Genomic DNA, 14,756 nt, shown 5'->3' with positions numbered 1-14,756 from the left:
CTATTCTTCTGCGCCGCCAGTGCATGGTCCGCGCCGAAGCGGACCAGAACCGATCAAATCAGGACATCAGGGCTAAACAAGGCCGGCCGCCTGCAGCTCTTTCTTGAGGTAGGCGTAGAAAAGCGGTGCCGCCACCAGCCCGGCCGGGCCGAACACCGCCTCGGCCACGAACATCACCGCCAGCAGCTCCCACACCCGCATCTGCGTGCGGCTGCCGACCACCTTGGCGTTGATCACGTATTCGGCCTTGTGGATGATGATCAGGAACGCCAGGCAGGCCAGCGCCGTCACGGGCGACACCGACAGCGCCACCAGCGTGATCACCGAATTGCAGACCAGGTTGCCGACGATGGGCACCAGGCCCGCCACGAAGGTCAGCGTGATCAGGGCCGGCGTGTAGGGCAGGTGAGGGCCCCAGAGCGGCATCAGGAACAGCAGGAAGATGGCGGTCAGCAGCGTGTTGAAGGCCGCGATCCAGAACTGCGCGGCCACGATCTGGCCGAAAGCCTCGCCGAAGATCGCGATGCGCCGGTGCAGCTGCGCGGCGAGCGGCCGGCGCTGCAGCGGCGATGGCGCGATGGCGGCCAATCCGCCCACGATGAGTCCCACGTAGGCAAACAGCAGGCCGCCGAGCCATGCCCGTCCGGCCAGCGCCAGCGAACCGGCCTGGGCGCGCAGGTAGTTGGCCACCACGCGCTGCACCTCGGCCGCGCCTTCGGGCAGGTAGACCGCAATTTCGGGTGGCAGCTTGAGCCGCAGTTCGAGCACCGTGCGCGCCGTGTAGTCGAGCAGCTCGCGGTACTGGTCGGGCGCGTCGAGGATGTACTCGCGCGCCTGCGACAGGCCCAGGGAGATCAGCGCGATGGGCGCCAGCAGCACCAGCGTGACGGCCAGCACCCGGGCCGGCACGTCGGCGCGTTCGAACGGCAGCTTCAGGCGCGCCAGGCCGCCGACGATCAGCCGCGTGAACCAGCGGGTGGCCAGGAAGCCGATGCACACGCACAGCAGGCCAGGCAGCAGGTGCTGCCACATCACCAGCAGCAGCGCGGCCGGCATCAGCAGGTAGCTGGCCAGCACCACGTTGCGCGAGGCGGGCTGGGGCTTGGTTTCGAAAGTGGCGAGGGAGGGTTTGGCCATCAGGGTCCGGGTGCTGCGCTGGCGAGCCTCGGAACGAGGAAATCAGCCAACCACGACGGCGGCGCCCGCGCCGCGCTCGGCGATGGTGCCGATCTCGAACACCGATTCGCCGGCCGTGCGCAGCGTGGCGGCGCAGGCGGCGGCTTCGGCCGCGTCGATCACCACCACCATGCCGATGCCGTTGTTGAAGGTGCGGTTCATCTCGATGTCGTCGATGCCGGCCACCTTCTGCAGCCAGGCGAAGAGCTCGGTCTGCGGCCAGCTGCCCTTCCTGAGGTGGGCGGCCGTGCCTTCGGGCAGCACGCGCGGAATGTTCTCGAGCAGGCCGCCGCCCGTGATGTGGGCCAGTGCCTTGATCGGGTGCTTGGCCAGCGCCTCGAGCACCGGCTTCACGTAGAGGTGGGTCGGTTCCATCACGGCTTCGCGGAACGGCTTGCCGTCGAGCGTGGCGGGCAGGTCGGCCCCGGCGCGTTCGATCACCTTGCGCACCAGGCTGAAGCCGTTGGAATGCACGCCGGCCGAGGCCAGGCCCAGCACCACGTCGCCGGGCTTCACGTTCTGGCCCGTGAGGATCTTCGACTTTTCGACCGCGCCGACCGCAAAGCCCGCCAGGTCGTACTCGCCGGCCGGGTACATGCCGGGCATCTCGGCGGTTTCGCCGCCGATCAGCGCGCAGCCGGAAATCTCGCAGCCGCGGGCGATGCCGCCGATCACGGCCGCGGCCGTGTCCACCTCGAGCTTGCCGCAGGCGAAATAGTCAAGGAAGAAGAGCGGTTCGGCGCCCTGCACCAGCACGTCGTTGACGCTCATGGCCACCAGGTCGATGCCGACCGTGTCGTGCATGTTCCATTCGAAGGCCAGCTTGAGCTTGGTGCCCACGCCGTCGGTGCCGCTCACCAGCACCGGCTCCTTGTAGCGCTTGGGCACCTCGAACAGCGCGCCGAAGCCGCCGATGCCGGCCAGCACGCCTTCGCGCAGGGTCTTCTTGGCGAGCGGCTTGATGCGGTCGACCAGTGCGTCGCCGGCATCGATATCGACACCTGCATCCTTGTAGCTGAGCGGGGTGGGCGTAGGGGAAGTCATGGTCGGACGGTGTCGAGAAGGGCGGGAAGGTGGAGGCGCCGGCGACCGAAGCGGCCGGGCCGATAGAATTCCTCACGATTTTAAGGGCCCTCCGGGCCCCCTCCATGAACCTTCCCGGGATGAAACAGCTCGCGCTCGATATCGGCATTGCGACGGGCCCCAGCTTCGACGCTTTTTTTGCCGGCCCGAACGAGGCGGCGCTGCGGCACCTGCAACTGTGGGTGGGCGGCGCCGGCAGCGCCGTGTCCCACTCTCCCGTGCCCACCTATCTTTGGGGCGAAGGCGGCAGCGGCAAGACCCATCTGCTCGAATCGGTGCGTGTGGCGCTGCGCGAGCAGGGCGCGAGCGTGGGCTGGCTGCATGCCGGCGTGCTGGAGCCGCCCGAATTCGACGAGCGCTGGGGTGCCGTGCTGCTCGACGACGTGCACCTCTACACCGCCGTGCAGCAGCACGCGGCCTTCAACTGGTTCGTCAACGCGCAGACGCTGCAGCGCGGCGTGGTGGCCGCGGGCGCGCTGCCGCCGGCCGACCTGCCGCTGCGCGAGGACCTTCGCACCCGGCTGGGCTGGGGCCATGTGTTCCACCTGCAGGTGCTGAGCGAAAGCGAACGCCGCGCGGTGCTGCGCCAGGCCGCCGACACGCGCGGCGTCATGCTGTCGGACGAGGTGCTCGACTACATGCTGCACCGCTTCAGCCGCGACCTGGGCAGCCTGATGGAGCTGCTCACGCAGCTCGACGGCTATGCCCTTCAGACACAGCGCGCGATCACGATCCCGCTGATCCGATCCATGCTCGAAAACGAATAGAGAAGAGCCTCAACCAACAATGATCAAGAAATTCATCGACAAGCTGCTCGGCAAATCGGCCGGCGGCGCACAGGGCAAGAGCCGCTTCGGCAAGCGCCAGGAGGTGCCGGCAGAGGTTCACAAGATCGATCCAGCCCTGGTCGACGAACGTGCCAGGAACGTCGTCACCACGCTCCAGCAGGCCGGCTACGAGGCCTACGTGGTGGGCGGCGCGGTGCGCGACCTGCTGCTGGGGCTGCGCCCCAAGGACTTCGACGTGGCCACCAACGCCACGCCCGAGCAGGTCAAGTCGCTCTTTCGGCGCGCCTTCATCATCGGGCGGCGCTTTCGCATCGTGCACGTGGTGTACGGCCGCGGCCGCGAGCACGAGGTGATCGAGGTCTCGACCTTCCGCGCCTACATGGACAATGCCGCCGCCGAGCAGGTGGCCGGCAACGAGCGCACCAGCAAGGGCGAGCTCGCGAGCATGAAGCATGCGGTGGACGCCAGCGGCCGCGTGCTGCGCGACAACGTCTGGGGCCCGCAGGAGGAAGACGCGGCGCGCCGCGACTTCACCGTGAACGCCATGTACTACGACCCCGCCAACCAGGTCGTGGTCGACTACCACAACGGCATCCGCGACGCCCAGAAGCTCACGCTGCGCATGATCGGCGACCCGGCCACGCGCTACCGCGAAGACCCGGTGCGCATCATCCGCGCCATCCGCTTCTCGGCCAAGCTCGCGGCGCTCGGCTTCAAGATGGAAGCCAAGACGGCCGCGCCGCTGGTCGAGTCGAGCAAGCTGCTGGCCGACGTGCCGCAAAGCCGCCTGTTCGACGAAATGCTCAAGCTGCTGCAGACCGGCCACGCCATTGCCACCGTCGAGCAGCTGCGCAAGCTGGGCCTCGCCAAGGGCATCTATCCGCTGCTCGACGTGGTGGTGGAGCGGGCCGACCAGCCCTTCGTGAAGGCGGCGCTGCAGGACACCGACCGCCGCGTCGGCGAAGGCAAGCCCGTGGCGCCGAGCTTCCTTCTGGCCTGCGTGCTGTGGGCCGACGTGCGCGACGGCTGGGCGCAGCGCGTCGAGGGCCGGCACGGCCAGCGCCCGCAGCCGCCGTTCCCGGCGCTGCAGGACGCGATCGACGATGTGTTCAACGCCCGCATCGGCGATGTGTCGGGCCGCGGCAAGCTCGCCGCCGACATGCGCGAGATCTGGATGATGCAGCCGCGCTTCGACAAGCGCACCGGCTCCACGCCCTACAGCCTGGTCGACCAGGCGCGGTTTCGCGCCGCCTTCGACTTCATGCGGCTGCGCGCCGACGTGGGCGAGGTCAGCGAGGCCATCGCCGAGTGGTGGCAGGAGTTCAGCACCGCCGACGACGTGCGCCAGCAAGACCTGCTGGAGCAGGTGCGCGACGAGCAGAAGACCCGCCAGCGCGTGCGAACGCGCGACCCGGTCGCGCCCAAGCCCTCCCGCGGCGAACCGGCGCCGCGCCAGCGCCAGCCCGATGCCGACACCCGTCAGGGCGACGAGGCCGAGGAAGTCGAGGTCGAGGCCGGCGCCGTGCCGCCCGATGGCGAGCCGGCCGCGCCGCGCAAGCGCCGGCGCCGCCGCAAGCCGCGCACCGGCGGTGGTGGTGATGGCGGCGGCGAGGGCGGCGGGAGCGCCGCAGCCGAATGAGCGCGCCGAACCGGCCGAAGGACGGCAAGAGCGGCGGCCAGGGCCGGCCGCCATCGCGTGGCGGCCCTTCGCCGAAGCCGAAGAGCAGCGGACCGGCACCCGCGCGACGCGCGCCCGGCCGGCCCGCGGGCAAGGCCGGGTCTGCCGGTGCGCCCCCTCGCCGCACGCGCGAGGACTATCCGACCGTGCAGGCCTTCGTCGCCATCGGCGCCAACCTCGGCGACGCCCGGGCCGCCGTGACGGCGGCCATGGACGCCATCGGCACCATCGAGCGCACCGTGGTGACGGCGCGCTCGTCGCTCTACCGCAGCGCGCCGGTCGATGCGGCCGGGCCCGATTTCATCAACGCCGTGGTGGCCGTGCGGACCGGGCTCACGGCCGAGGCCTTCCTGGCCGAGCTGCACCTGCTGGAGGAGCAGGCCGGCCGCGAGCGGCCCTTTCCCAATGCGCCGCGCACGCTCGACCTCGACCTGCTGATGCACGGCAACGCGATCAAGGACACGCCCGCGCTGGCCTTGCCGCACCCGCGCATGCGCGACCGCGCCTTCGTGCTGAAGCCGCTCGCCGAGATCGCGCCCGACAAGGTGCCGCGCGCGGCGCTTGCCCGCGTTTCCTCGCAGGTCATCGAGCGGATTCGCGACTGAGCGGCCGGGGGCGGTGAACCCCGTTGGCCGGCCGGCTTTGCGCCGCCCATTACACTTGCGCGGTTTTTCATGACGTTGTCACGCATTTGTGGCAGCCGCGAACCCAGGAGAGCGCCATGTTCGGCAAGCTGCTGCCCCGCGAGGGGAATTTTTTCGAGATGTTCAACCAGCACGCCGAGCGCATCGTCGAAGCGGCGCGGGCGTTCGAGCAACTCGTGGCCAATTACAGCGACGTGCACCTGCGCGAGCAGTACAACCGCGACGTCGACAATGCCGAGCGTGCGGCCGACCGCGTCACGCATGACGTCAACCGGCTGATCCACAAGACCTTCATCACGCCGATCGACCGCGAGCAGATCCACAAGCTCATCAACACCATGGACGACGTGGCCGACCTGATCCAGGACTCGGCCGAGACCATGGCGCTGTACGACGTGCGCCACATGACCGACGAGATCGTGCGCCTCACGGCGCTGAGCGTGAAGTGCTGCGACCGCCTGAAGGACGCCGTCAAGTTCCTCGGCAAGATCGCCGACCCGGCGGTGGCCGAGGCCACGCTCAAGACCTGCGAGGAAATCGACCGCCTCGAATCGGACGCCGACCGCGTGATGCGCAGCGCCATGAGCAAGCTGTTCCGCGAGGAGCCCGACGTGCGCGAGGTGATCAAGCTCAAGGCAATCTACGAATTGCTCGAGACGATCACCGACAAGTGCGAGGACGTGGCCAACGTCATCGAGGGCATCGTCCTCGAGAATTCCTGAGCGGTAACCATCGATGGCAACGGTTCAGGTCGCCCTCTGGGTGGTGATGGTGCTGGTCGCGCTGGCGATCCTGTTCGACTTCATGAACGGCTTCCACGATGCGGCGAACTCGATCGCCACCGTGGTGTCGACCGGCGTGCTCAAGCCGGGCCACGCCGTGCTGTTCGCGGCCTTCTTCAACCTGGTCGCGATCTTCATCTTCCACCTGAGCGTGGCGGCAACGGTCGGCAAGGGCATCGCCCAGCCGGGCGTGGTCGATGTGCACGTGGTCTTCGGCGCGCTCGTGGGCGCCATCAGCTGGAACCTCGTGACCTGGTACTACGGCATTCCGAGCAGCTCGTCGCACGCGCTGATCGGCGGCATCGTGGGCGCCGTGATCGCCAAGACCGGCACCGGCGGCCTGGTGGCGTCGGGCATCTGGAAGACCGTGGCCTTCATCTTCGTTTCGCCGTTCCTCGGCTTCGTGCTGGGCTCGATGATGATGGTGCTGGTGGCCTGGGGCTTCCGGCGCGCCACGCCCTCGCGCATCGACCGCTGGTTCCGGCGGCTGCAGCTGGTGTCCGCCGGGGCCTACAGCCTGGGCCACGGCGGCAACGACGCGCAGAAGACCATCGGCATCATCTGGATGCTGCTGATCGCCACCGGCTACGCCTCGGCCACCGATGCGAGCCCGCCGACCTGGACCATCGTGAGCTGCTACGCCGCGATTGCGCTGGGCACCATGTTCGGCGGCTGGCGCATCGTGAAGACCATGGGCCAGAAGATCACCAAGCTCAAGCCCGTGGGCGGCTTCTGCGCGGAAACGGGCGGCGCGCTCACGCTGTTCCTGGCCACCGCGCTGGGCATTCCGGTGTCGACCACCCACACCATCACCGGCGCCATCGTCGGCGTGGGTTCCGCGCAGCGCGCGAGCGCCGTGCGCTGGGGCGTGGCGGGCAACATCGTCTGGGCCTGGATCTTCACGATCCCGGCGTCGGCCTTCGTGGCCGCCATCGCCTACTGGATCAGCCTGCAGATTTTCTGAGGTTGGAGCGGGCAGCGCAGGCTGCGCTGCCCGCTTTAGCTACTGCGAGATCGATGCCGCAGTCGTGTAGGAACCGATGCAATATGCTCGTTGACTTGTCTCAACTGTCAATGAGCTGCCGTGATCCCGTATTCCAGAGCCACTCCACCCATTGAGTACTCGCTGCGAGTGAGCTGCCCGTTCGCGCCGCAGTTTTCCATGCCCTCGGGTAGCTCGGAGGACATCGAAGTTGACGGACGGCGCTGCAAGTTGTCGGTCGAGAACGAAGGGCTTCTTGTGCAGTTGCAAGGTCTTCCAGACGTTGAAGCTGCGCATGGGAAATTCAGAAAACTCCGCCACATCCTTGCTCGTATTAGCTTGGAGCGCCGGGTTGCGATCCAAATCCCTGTTGCTGCGCGCGAAGCTCAGGTCTCCGACGTACGCTTCATGGAGGACGACCGTCGGTGCATCGAACGCGGTTGGCCGGATGGTGCTCGTGGTCCGGTGAGAATGATTGGGAGCGACGGTGCGTGGATATATCCCGAGCATGAATGCGTTGCCATCGACGGAGCAATCAGGCTCAATATGCCTGTGCTTAGCGGCGATCTTTCCGCCGTCGTTCAGGGAGTGAGGGACGAGCTGAATGACACCCATGAGTCGGAGAACCTCGACGACAGGACCTTTGCGGCAGTTGCTGCACACGCACATGCAAGTCGTTCGACACAACACGTATGGCGATTCTTGCTATTGGTCATGCACTTGGAAGCACTCGCGTCGCCCGCTGAAGCCAGTGAGAAGGTGCGCAAGGCGGCGCGTCAGCTCAAGCAATCGATTCGGACGGAGTGTGGATATTCTGCTGACCTTGATACTCAGAATGCTCTTTGTGCGGCGTTGGACATGGCGGGCAAAGAGTCGATCACTGCCGCTGTACAAAGATTGATCCGCGAGCATTGCGCTCCCGGTGTTGCGCCGCGTCCTCTTCCATCACTTTTCACTGATGCCGCTGACTGCGACGCGAAAGTCAGGGCCATGTACACGCTTCGATCTCAGTACACCCACACAGGCGGAGTGCCATCACCCGAGCGGTTAAAGGGTTATGACTTTTCGACACTGGCCAATGTCGCGGGTGCTTCTTTGGGTCACATCCTTCGTATTCGACTCGGCGTACCGGTGAACTGAATCCGCGCAACTGCTCCTCATGAGGTTGAATAGAGGGATCAACTTCTTCATTCACCCATGCAACCCTCGCTTCCCATCCCGACCGACAACATCTACAAGTTCGCCTGCCTGTTCGGGCTTGTCTTGATCGTCTCTGCGATTTTTGCATTCGTCACTTCCTACAGCTCGTCGCTGGATCGGAAGGTCAAGCACATTGAGGTGATGATCTCGCTAGAGGCGAAGGAGGACCGAACGAAGGCAGAAAACGATCTTCTCGCCATGCACAAGCGATTGATCGAGGTGACCAAGTCGAATGAGGACTTCACCCTAGTGCCGATAGCCGCAATTCTGGTTTTTGGTCTTTCGCTGAGTTGGTACGGTGCCAACAAGTGGCATCAAGTGATCCAGAAGCGGGATGATGCGATGGTTGAATTGCAACTGCGTAAACTGGAGGCAGAGGTCGCCAAATTGGAGGCTGATGCCAAGAAGCTCCAACCTGTCGAAAGATTGGAGCGCGCATCGGCCGAGGCGGCAAATGCTCAGACTTGATGTGCCACGGTCCGTGGTTTAGTTGCATGGCATCCATTGCGGGGACCGAACCGTGCTCGTCAGAGAAGCGGTGCTGGTCTGGAGGTAGGGTGCTGCGGAGCGATTTGGGGGCCGTGAAGACGGGTTCTAAGGGCTTCATGCCCTTCCCGTACATCGATCACATCCGTTGCCCTCGTTGCCGGTTTGGCAGATCGTAGGCACGGTGGCATCCGTCTATGCCCGATGGTCTCGGTGCTGCTGCGCATACAGCTCACGAATCGATTCCATCGGCATGCGTTGGGTCGGCTTCGATGACTTCTGATCGGTCGCCATCGCTCCCCATCGCTCCCGGTGGCTTCACATGCGCTCTGTATTCGATCAGGACGACATGCTCCTGTTTGGCGTTGTCGAAGCCTTGCTTGACGATCGATCTTCTTCGTTGGGCGAAGCCGAACATCGAGTCCAGTAGTTCTCGCAGTCGGTTCCAAGGTGTGGTGTTCTCATTCATGTCGTATCGCCTCCTGGCTGTATTTATCGACATGACCACCGCGTTCTGACCGACGACCATCACCGAGAGTCGGCCCAGTCACGAGCCGATCCGTCACCCCCGCAGTTTCCTTCGCTTCCCAAGGCTAGATCAGGAGCTTTGAGAGAAGCGGCTTTCTATGTATTAGTTCACAGACTCACGCGTGACATTCGGTTACATTGGGGCTACTAATTGGATGAAAAAAGCTATGAACCGATTTGCCGCTCTCATGTCGCTGGCCGTTGCACTTGCCGGGTGCGCGGGTAAGGTCGATTACATCCGGCCCGCAACGCTCGCCAAGGCCGAGAACAGCAAGATGGTAAACAAGCCGCGCCACGTGGTGTGGGATGCTGCAGTCCCTCAGCTTGGTAAGGAGTTCTTTGTTATCAACAATTTGGACAAGTCTTCCGGACTCATCAACATAAGTTACACCGGTGACCCAGAGAAGTACATCGACTGTGGCCGAATCGTGTCATACGTCAAGAACGCTCGGGGCGAGCGGACCTACGATTTTTCCGCCGCTAGGCAACAGATGTCATATGAGATGATGACATCAAATTTGTTTTTCCTGAATCGGCAGATGAACCTTGAAGGTCGAGTTAATCTTATCTTCGAAGAAGTCGGTCCAGATCAGACCCGCGTCTCCGCAAACACACGGTATGTAGTCAAGCGAGACCTCACGGTCCGAGATGTGCAAGACCGGTCGCAAAGTCGCACCGACAGCGTGAGCTTCAACACCAACACTGCGGCAAGTTTCCCCGCTGGGAACAACTCAGGCGACGCGACAACTTGCCAGCCAACAGGTGTTCTCGAGCGAGAGATCCTGTCAAACATCCGCTGAGATCTCTCATCAAATCACGGCCAGACACCTGAATTCTCAGCGCTGAAGGGGGGCTCGTCCTGCTATGAAAAAGTCGCTCTTGCTTGTCGACCTTGAGAACGTCCACAAGGTGGATCTGTCGCTGCTCGACGAGAGCTTCCGGGCAATCATCTACGTCGGAGCCAAGCAGAACCCGCCGAGGGCTGCTACGAAGAAATCAACGGCACATAGGTTCGTGCGCGCCGACTTCCACAAAGTTGAAGGATCCGGCAAGAACGCGCTGGATTTTCATATCGCCTTTCAGTTGGGGCGAACCTTCGAAACTGCCCCTGATACGGAATGCTATGTATTGTCCAAGGACAAAGGGTTCGATCCTCTCCTTGCTCACCTCAATAAGAACGGTCTCCGGTGTCAACGGGTGAATAGCTTGGACGAACTTCTGCCGATGATTCCGGCGACGATCGCGGACCTTGTCGTTTGCGGACGGTGCAGAAAGTCGAGCACGATCGATCACTATGGTGGCAAGTGGTGTACCAACTGCGGATCGTTTGCCAGTCCGCCAGACCAAAAACTTCTCCCCTCTCAGCAGCCAGGATTCGAGGATCGGTCGCGGTCAGACGACTGCTTCCATGAGGGCATCGTGGCCGAGTGCGGCTATTGCTATCGACGAACCGACATGACCGGTGGCATCTACGATGACGGCGAGTGGATGTGCGCCGGATGCATCGACCGGTACGCCACGTTCTCAGATTGATTCAGCCGAAGCGGTTGTCAACATGACGTTGTCGGCGGACCGTGTGCCTTTCACCATGAAAGGTACCCATGCTGCGTCCGCCTGCATCTCGTAGAGAAACTTCGTCTCATATTGGAAGCTTGCTGACCGAAATTGCCGTGTCGCCATGGAAGTCGTCCCATGCCGAAGAATCGTGAAGCTTTCACCATTGGAACGGTGGGGGAGTCGCCGGTGACCACGGGGCACATTCCGGACTATGAACTCTTCTCACCAAGCTCAAGCCCGTGGGCGGCTTCTGCGCGGAGACCGGCGGCGCGCTCACGCTGTTCCTGGCCACCGCGCTGGGCATTCCGGTGTCGACCACCCACACCATCACCGGTGCCATTGTCGGCGTGGGCTCCGCGCAGCGCGCGAGCGCCGTGCGCTGGGGCGTGGCGGGCAACATCGTCTGGGCCTGGATCTTCACGATCCCGGCGTCGGCTTTCGTGGCCGCCATCGCCTACTGGCTCAGCCTGCAGATCTTCTGAGGCCGCGCAGCCTTCGGGCGCGCGCAACGGCTACTGCGAGATCTTCCGGCCTTCCTCGACCTGGTGCTCGAAGTAGCGCTGGAAGCTGAACACGATGCTGGCCATCAGCACCGTGGTGCCGAACAAAAGCGCCAGCACCACGGCGCCGATAGTGGCCCAGTTGGTGCGGCCCGGCGCAGCGTCCGAAGGCGCGCTGCCGTTGAACCGGGCATTCCACTTCTCGGGCGTCATGAGGCCGTAGACGATGGCCGTCAGCGCGCATCCCGCGATGGTGAAGCCCAGGAGCGGAATCAGCACCCAGCTCCAGCCGTCGTCCAGGCCGTACATGCGCGCGCGCTCGATGCCGTACAGGCCGAGCGCCGTGGGAATGGGCAGCAGCCAGCCGAGCCAGTCGCCGATGCCGCGCAGGTAGAAGCGGTGCAGGCCCAGCGGGCCGCCCAGGAAGGAGAGCCAGGCGGCAATGGTCTTGTTTTTCATTCGGGTTGGGTGGTGCTGCCTTCGCCGAGCACCTTTTCCATCAGGACCACGTCGCGCCATTGGCCGAACTTCCAGCCGCAGTCCTTGAGCACGCCCACGTGCGTGAAGCCCTGGCTGCGGTGCACGCCGACCGAGCCGGCATTGGCCGAATCGCCAATGACGGCGATCAGCTTGCGCACGCCCACCGCTTCGGCGGCCTGCGAGAGGGCGGCCAGCAGTTGGGCGCCCAGGCCCTTGCCGCGTGCGGCTTCGGACATGTAGATCGAGTCTTCGGCCGAAAAGCGGTAGGCCGGGCGCGGCTTGAACCAGTTGCAGTAGGCAAAACCCAACACTTCGCCATCTTCTTCGGCCACGAGGTAGGGCAGGTTCTTGCCGAGCACGTCGGCGCGCCGCGCGGCCATGTCGGCGGCAGAGGGAGCTTCGGTCTCGAAGGTGCCGGTGCCGGTCAGCACGTGGTGGGCGTAGATGGCCGTGATGGCCGCGATGTCTTGGTCGCGGCTGGGGCGGATGGTGAGGGTCATGCAGGTGGCAAACGGAACGCGGCGGGCGCGGAAATTCGGAGAAAACGCAGGTCGGGCTATAATCGCAGGCTTTTCAGCGTGTCGCTGGCCGGGTGGCCATGTCGCGTGTCTCGACGTTGAAAGAACACTGTGAGCGGGCCTCTTGTCAAAAAACGGGCTTGCTGCACCACCCAAGGATAAATCATGGTCGTCATTCGACTTTCCCGCGGCGGCTCCAAAGGCCGTCCGTTCTTCAACATCGTCGTGTCGGACAAGCGCGTTCGCCGCGATGGCCGTTTCATCGAGCGCCTGGGTTTCTACAACCCGACCGCAAAGGAAAACGAAGAAAGCATCCGTATTGCCCAGGACCGCCTGGCCTACTGGAAGAGCGTTGGCGCACAAGCTTCGCCCACGGTCCTGCGCCTGATCAAGCAAGCCGCAGCCGCAGCCCCCAAGGCGGCAGCCTAAGCTGCCCGGCACGCCGATGCTGCCCGCACTCGAAGCCGCCGAATTGCCGGCGGATGCGATCGAGGTAGGACGCATCGCCGATGCATGGGGCATCAAGGGCTGGTTCAAGGTCCTGCCCCACAGCGCCCAGCCCGAGGCGCTTTTTTCTTCCAAGCGCTGGTTCCTGCAGGCTCCCGGAGCCTCGGCAACCGCAGCTTTCCGGCTCGCGATCCGCGAAGCCAAGGAGCATTCCGACTGCATCGTCGCCTCCTCCGAGGACGTGCCTGACCGCAACGCGGCCGAGGCGCTTCGCGGCGCGCGCGTGTTCGTGCCGCGCTCGAGCTTTCCCACGGCCGGCGACGACGAGTACTACTGGGTCGACCTGATCGGCCTTCCGGTGGTCAACCGCGAAGGCGTGGCGCTCGGCACGGTGCGCGAGCTGCTCGCCACCGGCCCGCAGACCACGCTGGTGCTCGCGGCCGAGGAAGACGGCAAGGCCATCGAACGCATGGTGCCCTTCGTCTCGGTCTTCGTCGACAAGGTCGACCTCGCCGGCCGCCTCATCACGGTCGACTGGCAGCCCGATTTCTGATTGCGGGCTCGCGCGCATGCGCTTCGACGTCCTCACGCTCTTTCCCGAACTGTTTGCGCCCTTCATGGCCAGCGGCGTGACGCGCCGCGCCTACGAGTCGAAGCAGGTCGAGGTGGTGCTCTGGAACCCGCGCGACTTCGCGCAGGGCAACTACAAGCGCGTGGACGACCGGCCCTTTGGCGGCGGCCCCGGCATGGTGATGATGGCCGAGCCGCTGTCGGCCTGCCTCGACGCGGCGCTGGCCGCGCGCGGCTCGCAGGCGCCGGTCGTGCTGTTCTCGCCCATTGGCGAGACTTTGCGCCACGAAGCGGTCGAGCGCTGGTCGGCCAGCGAGGGCGCGGTGCTGGTCTGCGGGCGCTACGAAGGCATCGACCAGCGCTTCATCGACACGCGCGTGACGCACCAGGTCAGCCTCGGCGACTTCGTTCTCTCGGGCGGCGAGATCGCGGCCATGGCGCTGCTCGATGCCGTGGCGCGGCTGCAGCCCGGCGTGCTGGGCGACGAGGCCAGCCATGTGCAGGACAGCTTCAATCCCTCGCTCGACGGCCTGCTCGATTGCCCGCACTACACCCGGCCGGAGCAATGGAACGGGCAGGGCGTGCCGGCGCCGCTGCTGTCGGGGCACCACGTGCAGATCGAGCGCTGGCGCCGCGACCAGCGCTTGGCCATCACGGCCGCCCGGCGGCCCGACCTGATTGCCGGCGCACGCGCCGCCGGCCGCCTGAGCAAGGCCGATGAGGCGGTCCTGAAAAAAAAGCTATAATCTTCGGTTCCCCGATCCTCTGCCCGGCCGCGCCTGGCTTGAAACCGAAGGCGCCTTTTGTGTAGCGCGAGCACGATCGAATATCAGGAAATCATGAACCTCATCGAAACCCTCGAGCAGGAAGAAATCGCCCGCCTCGGCAAGAAGATCCCCGATTTCATGCCCGGTGACACGGTCATCGTCAGCGTGAGCGTCGTCGAAGGCACCCGCAAGCGCGTGCAGGCCTACGAAGGCGTCGTGATCGCCAAGCGCAATCGCGGCCTCAACAGCGGCTTCACGGTGCGCAAGATCTCCAGCGGCGAAGGCGTGGAGCGTACGTTCCAGACCTACAGCCCGCTGATCGCCGGCATCGAAGTCAAGCGCCGCGGCGATGTCCGCCGCGCCAAGCTGTACTACCTGCGCGAGCGCAGCGGCCGTTCGGCACGCATCAAGGAAAAGCTGCCGGGCAAGTCGCAAGCAGCGTCGGCCGCCAAGTAAGCCGCCTTCCTGCCGTGCAAAAAGCCGCCGCTCTGGCGGCTTTTTGCGTTGTGCGCCGTGCACGCTTCTTGCAAAAAGAAGGCGCGGCCAGACAGCGCGGCTTTTTTACGCTCT

At 64.8% G+C, this 14,756-nt stretch carries 18 protein-coding genes and 1 pseudogene; 14 read left to right on the top strand and 5 right to left on the bottom strand.

The features are described 5' to 3' along the window. Positions 1-72: 72 nt before the first annotated feature. Positions 73-1,137 (bottom strand): AI-2E family transporter, encoded by a 1,065-nt coding sequence (locus AC1DMS_RS11015; protein ID WP_012746608.1) that lies wholly within the window; start codon positions 1,135-1,137, stop codon positions 73-75. Between the two features lie 42 nt (positions 1,138-1,179). Then, positions 1,180-2,220 carry a phosphoribosylformylglycinamidine cyclo-ligase gene (purM, locus tag AC1DMS_RS11010; protein WP_436042944.1) on the bottom strand — a complete coding sequence of 347 codons (1,041 nt, stop codon included), beginning with the start codon at positions 2,218-2,220 and terminating at the stop codon, positions 1,180-1,182. A 119-nt stretch (positions 2,221-2,339) separates the two neighbouring features. Here purM and hda point away from each other — a divergent pair, with 119 nt between their 5' ends. The 7 genes from hda (at position 2,340) to AC1DMS_RS10975 (ending at position 8,801) form a co-directional block, all read left to right on the top strand. Continuing rightward, entirely contained in the window at positions 2,340-3,026 is a 687-nt protein-coding gene (gene hda, locus AC1DMS_RS11005) for a DnaA regulatory inactivator Hda (protein WP_478181065.1), read from the top strand. 19 nt (positions 3,027-3,045) lie between these two features. After that, a complete protein-coding gene (pcnB, locus tag AC1DMS_RS11000; protein WP_478180997.1) occupies positions 3,046-4,686 on the top strand; it encodes a polynucleotide adenylyltransferase PcnB in 1,641 nt (546 codons plus the stop codon). Next, positions 4,683-5,330, top strand: a complete 648-nt coding sequence (folK, locus tag AC1DMS_RS10995; protein WP_478180996.1) for a 2-amino-4-hydroxy-6-hydroxymethyldihydropteridine diphosphokinase — start codon at positions 4,683-4,685, stop codon at positions 5,328-5,330. Before pcnB ends, folK begins: the two co-directional genes overlap by 4 nt. Before the next feature lie 116 nt (positions 5,331-5,446). Then, positions 5,447-6,091 carry a DUF47 domain-containing protein gene (locus AC1DMS_RS10990; RefSeq protein WP_012746613.1) on the top strand — a complete coding sequence of 215 codons (645 nt, stop codon included), beginning with the start codon at positions 5,447-5,449 and terminating at the stop codon, positions 6,089-6,091. Positions 6,092-6,104: 13 nt separating this feature from the next. After that, positions 6,105-7,115, top strand: a complete 1,011-nt coding sequence (locus tag AC1DMS_RS10985; RefSeq protein WP_012746614.1) for an inorganic phosphate transporter — start codon at positions 6,105-6,107, stop codon at positions 7,113-7,115. Positions 7,116-7,235: 120 nt separating this feature from the next. Beyond that, positions 7,236-8,273, top strand: coding sequence for a hypothetical protein (locus tag AC1DMS_RS10980; RefSeq protein WP_436287385.1), 1,038 nt, complete (start codon positions 7,236-7,238; stop codon positions 8,271-8,273). A 57-nt stretch (positions 8,274-8,330) separates the two neighbouring features. After that, a complete protein-coding gene (locus AC1DMS_RS10975) occupies positions 8,331-8,801 on the top strand; it encodes a hypothetical protein (RefSeq protein ID WP_436287386.1) in 471 nt (156 codons plus the stop codon). 250 nt (positions 8,802-9,051) lie between these two features. Here the strand turns inward: AC1DMS_RS10975 and AC1DMS_RS10970 are convergent, their stop codons facing one another. Further along, the gene (locus AC1DMS_RS10970) at positions 9,052-9,288 is read right to left on the bottom strand and encodes a hypothetical protein (RefSeq protein WP_436287387.1); all 237 of its coding nucleotides are present in this window, start codon (positions 9,286-9,288) and stop codon (positions 9,052-9,054) included. A 181-nt stretch (positions 9,289-9,469) separates the two neighbouring features. Between AC1DMS_RS10970 and AC1DMS_RS10965 the strand changes: the two genes are divergently transcribed. The 3 genes and pseudogenes from AC1DMS_RS10965 to AC1DMS_RS10955 all read left to right on the top strand — a co-directional run. Continuing rightward, positions 9,470-10,147, top strand: coding sequence for a hypothetical protein (locus AC1DMS_RS10965; RefSeq protein ID WP_478180995.1), 678 nt, complete (start codon positions 9,470-9,472; stop codon positions 10,145-10,147). Positions 10,148-10,211: 64 nt separating this feature from the next. Then, complete coding sequence (locus AC1DMS_RS10960; RefSeq protein WP_436287389.1) at positions 10,212-10,880, top strand: PIN domain-containing protein; 669 nt, start codon at positions 10,212-10,214, stop codon at positions 10,878-10,880. Positions 10,881-11,125: 245 nt separating this feature from the next. Next, a pseudogene (locus AC1DMS_RS10955) lies at positions 11,126-11,386 on the top strand (inorganic phosphate transporter); the annotation flags it as partial. A 30-nt stretch (positions 11,387-11,416) separates the two neighbouring features. Here the strand turns inward: AC1DMS_RS10955 and AC1DMS_RS10950 are convergent. Both AC1DMS_RS10950 and AC1DMS_RS10945 read right to left on the bottom strand, forming a co-directional pair. Then, the gene (locus tag AC1DMS_RS10950) at positions 11,417-11,863 is read right to left on the bottom strand and encodes an NINE protein (protein WP_436287390.1); all 447 of its coding nucleotides are present in this window, start codon (positions 11,861-11,863) and stop codon (positions 11,417-11,419) included. Then, positions 11,860-12,384 carry a GNAT family N-acetyltransferase gene (locus AC1DMS_RS10945; RefSeq protein WP_012746616.1) on the bottom strand — a complete coding sequence of 175 codons (525 nt, stop codon included), beginning with the start codon at positions 12,382-12,384 and terminating at the stop codon, positions 11,860-11,862. Before AC1DMS_RS10945 ends, AC1DMS_RS10950 begins: the two co-directional genes overlap by 4 nt. Positions 12,385-12,567: 183 nt before the next feature. Here AC1DMS_RS10945 and rpsP point away from each other — a divergent pair, with 183 nt between their 5' ends. From rpsP to rplS, 4 genes are all read left to right on the top strand, one after another. Then, a complete protein-coding gene (gene rpsP / locus AC1DMS_RS10940; protein ID WP_007831311.1) occupies positions 12,568-12,831 on the top strand; it encodes a 30S ribosomal protein S16 in 264 nt (87 codons plus the stop codon). A gap of 16 nt (positions 12,832-12,847) precedes the next feature. Next, on the top strand, positions 12,848-13,402 hold the full coding sequence (rimM, locus tag AC1DMS_RS10935) for a ribosome maturation factor RimM (RefSeq protein WP_012746617.1): 555 nt from the start codon (positions 12,848-12,850) through the stop codon (positions 13,400-13,402). Positions 13,403-13,418: 16 nt separating this feature from the next. Beyond that, the gene (gene trmD / locus AC1DMS_RS10930) at positions 13,419-14,165 is read left to right on the top strand and encodes a tRNA (guanosine(37)-N1)-methyltransferase TrmD (RefSeq protein ID WP_049809421.1); all 747 of its coding nucleotides are present in this window, start codon (positions 13,419-13,421) and stop codon (positions 14,163-14,165) included. 93 nt (positions 14,166-14,258) lie between these two features. Further along, positions 14,259-14,642 (top strand): 50S ribosomal protein L19, encoded by a 384-nt coding sequence (gene rplS, locus AC1DMS_RS10925; RefSeq protein WP_018903298.1) that lies wholly within the window; start codon positions 14,259-14,261, stop codon positions 14,640-14,642. The last annotated feature ends 114 nt before the right edge of the window (positions 14,643-14,756 follow it).

The sequence above is a fragment of the Variovorax sp. 05T418 genome, from assembly GCF_056396385.1.
The sequence above is the reverse complement of the archived record's forward strand: the minus strand, read 5'-3'. Positions and strand labels throughout refer to the sequence as shown.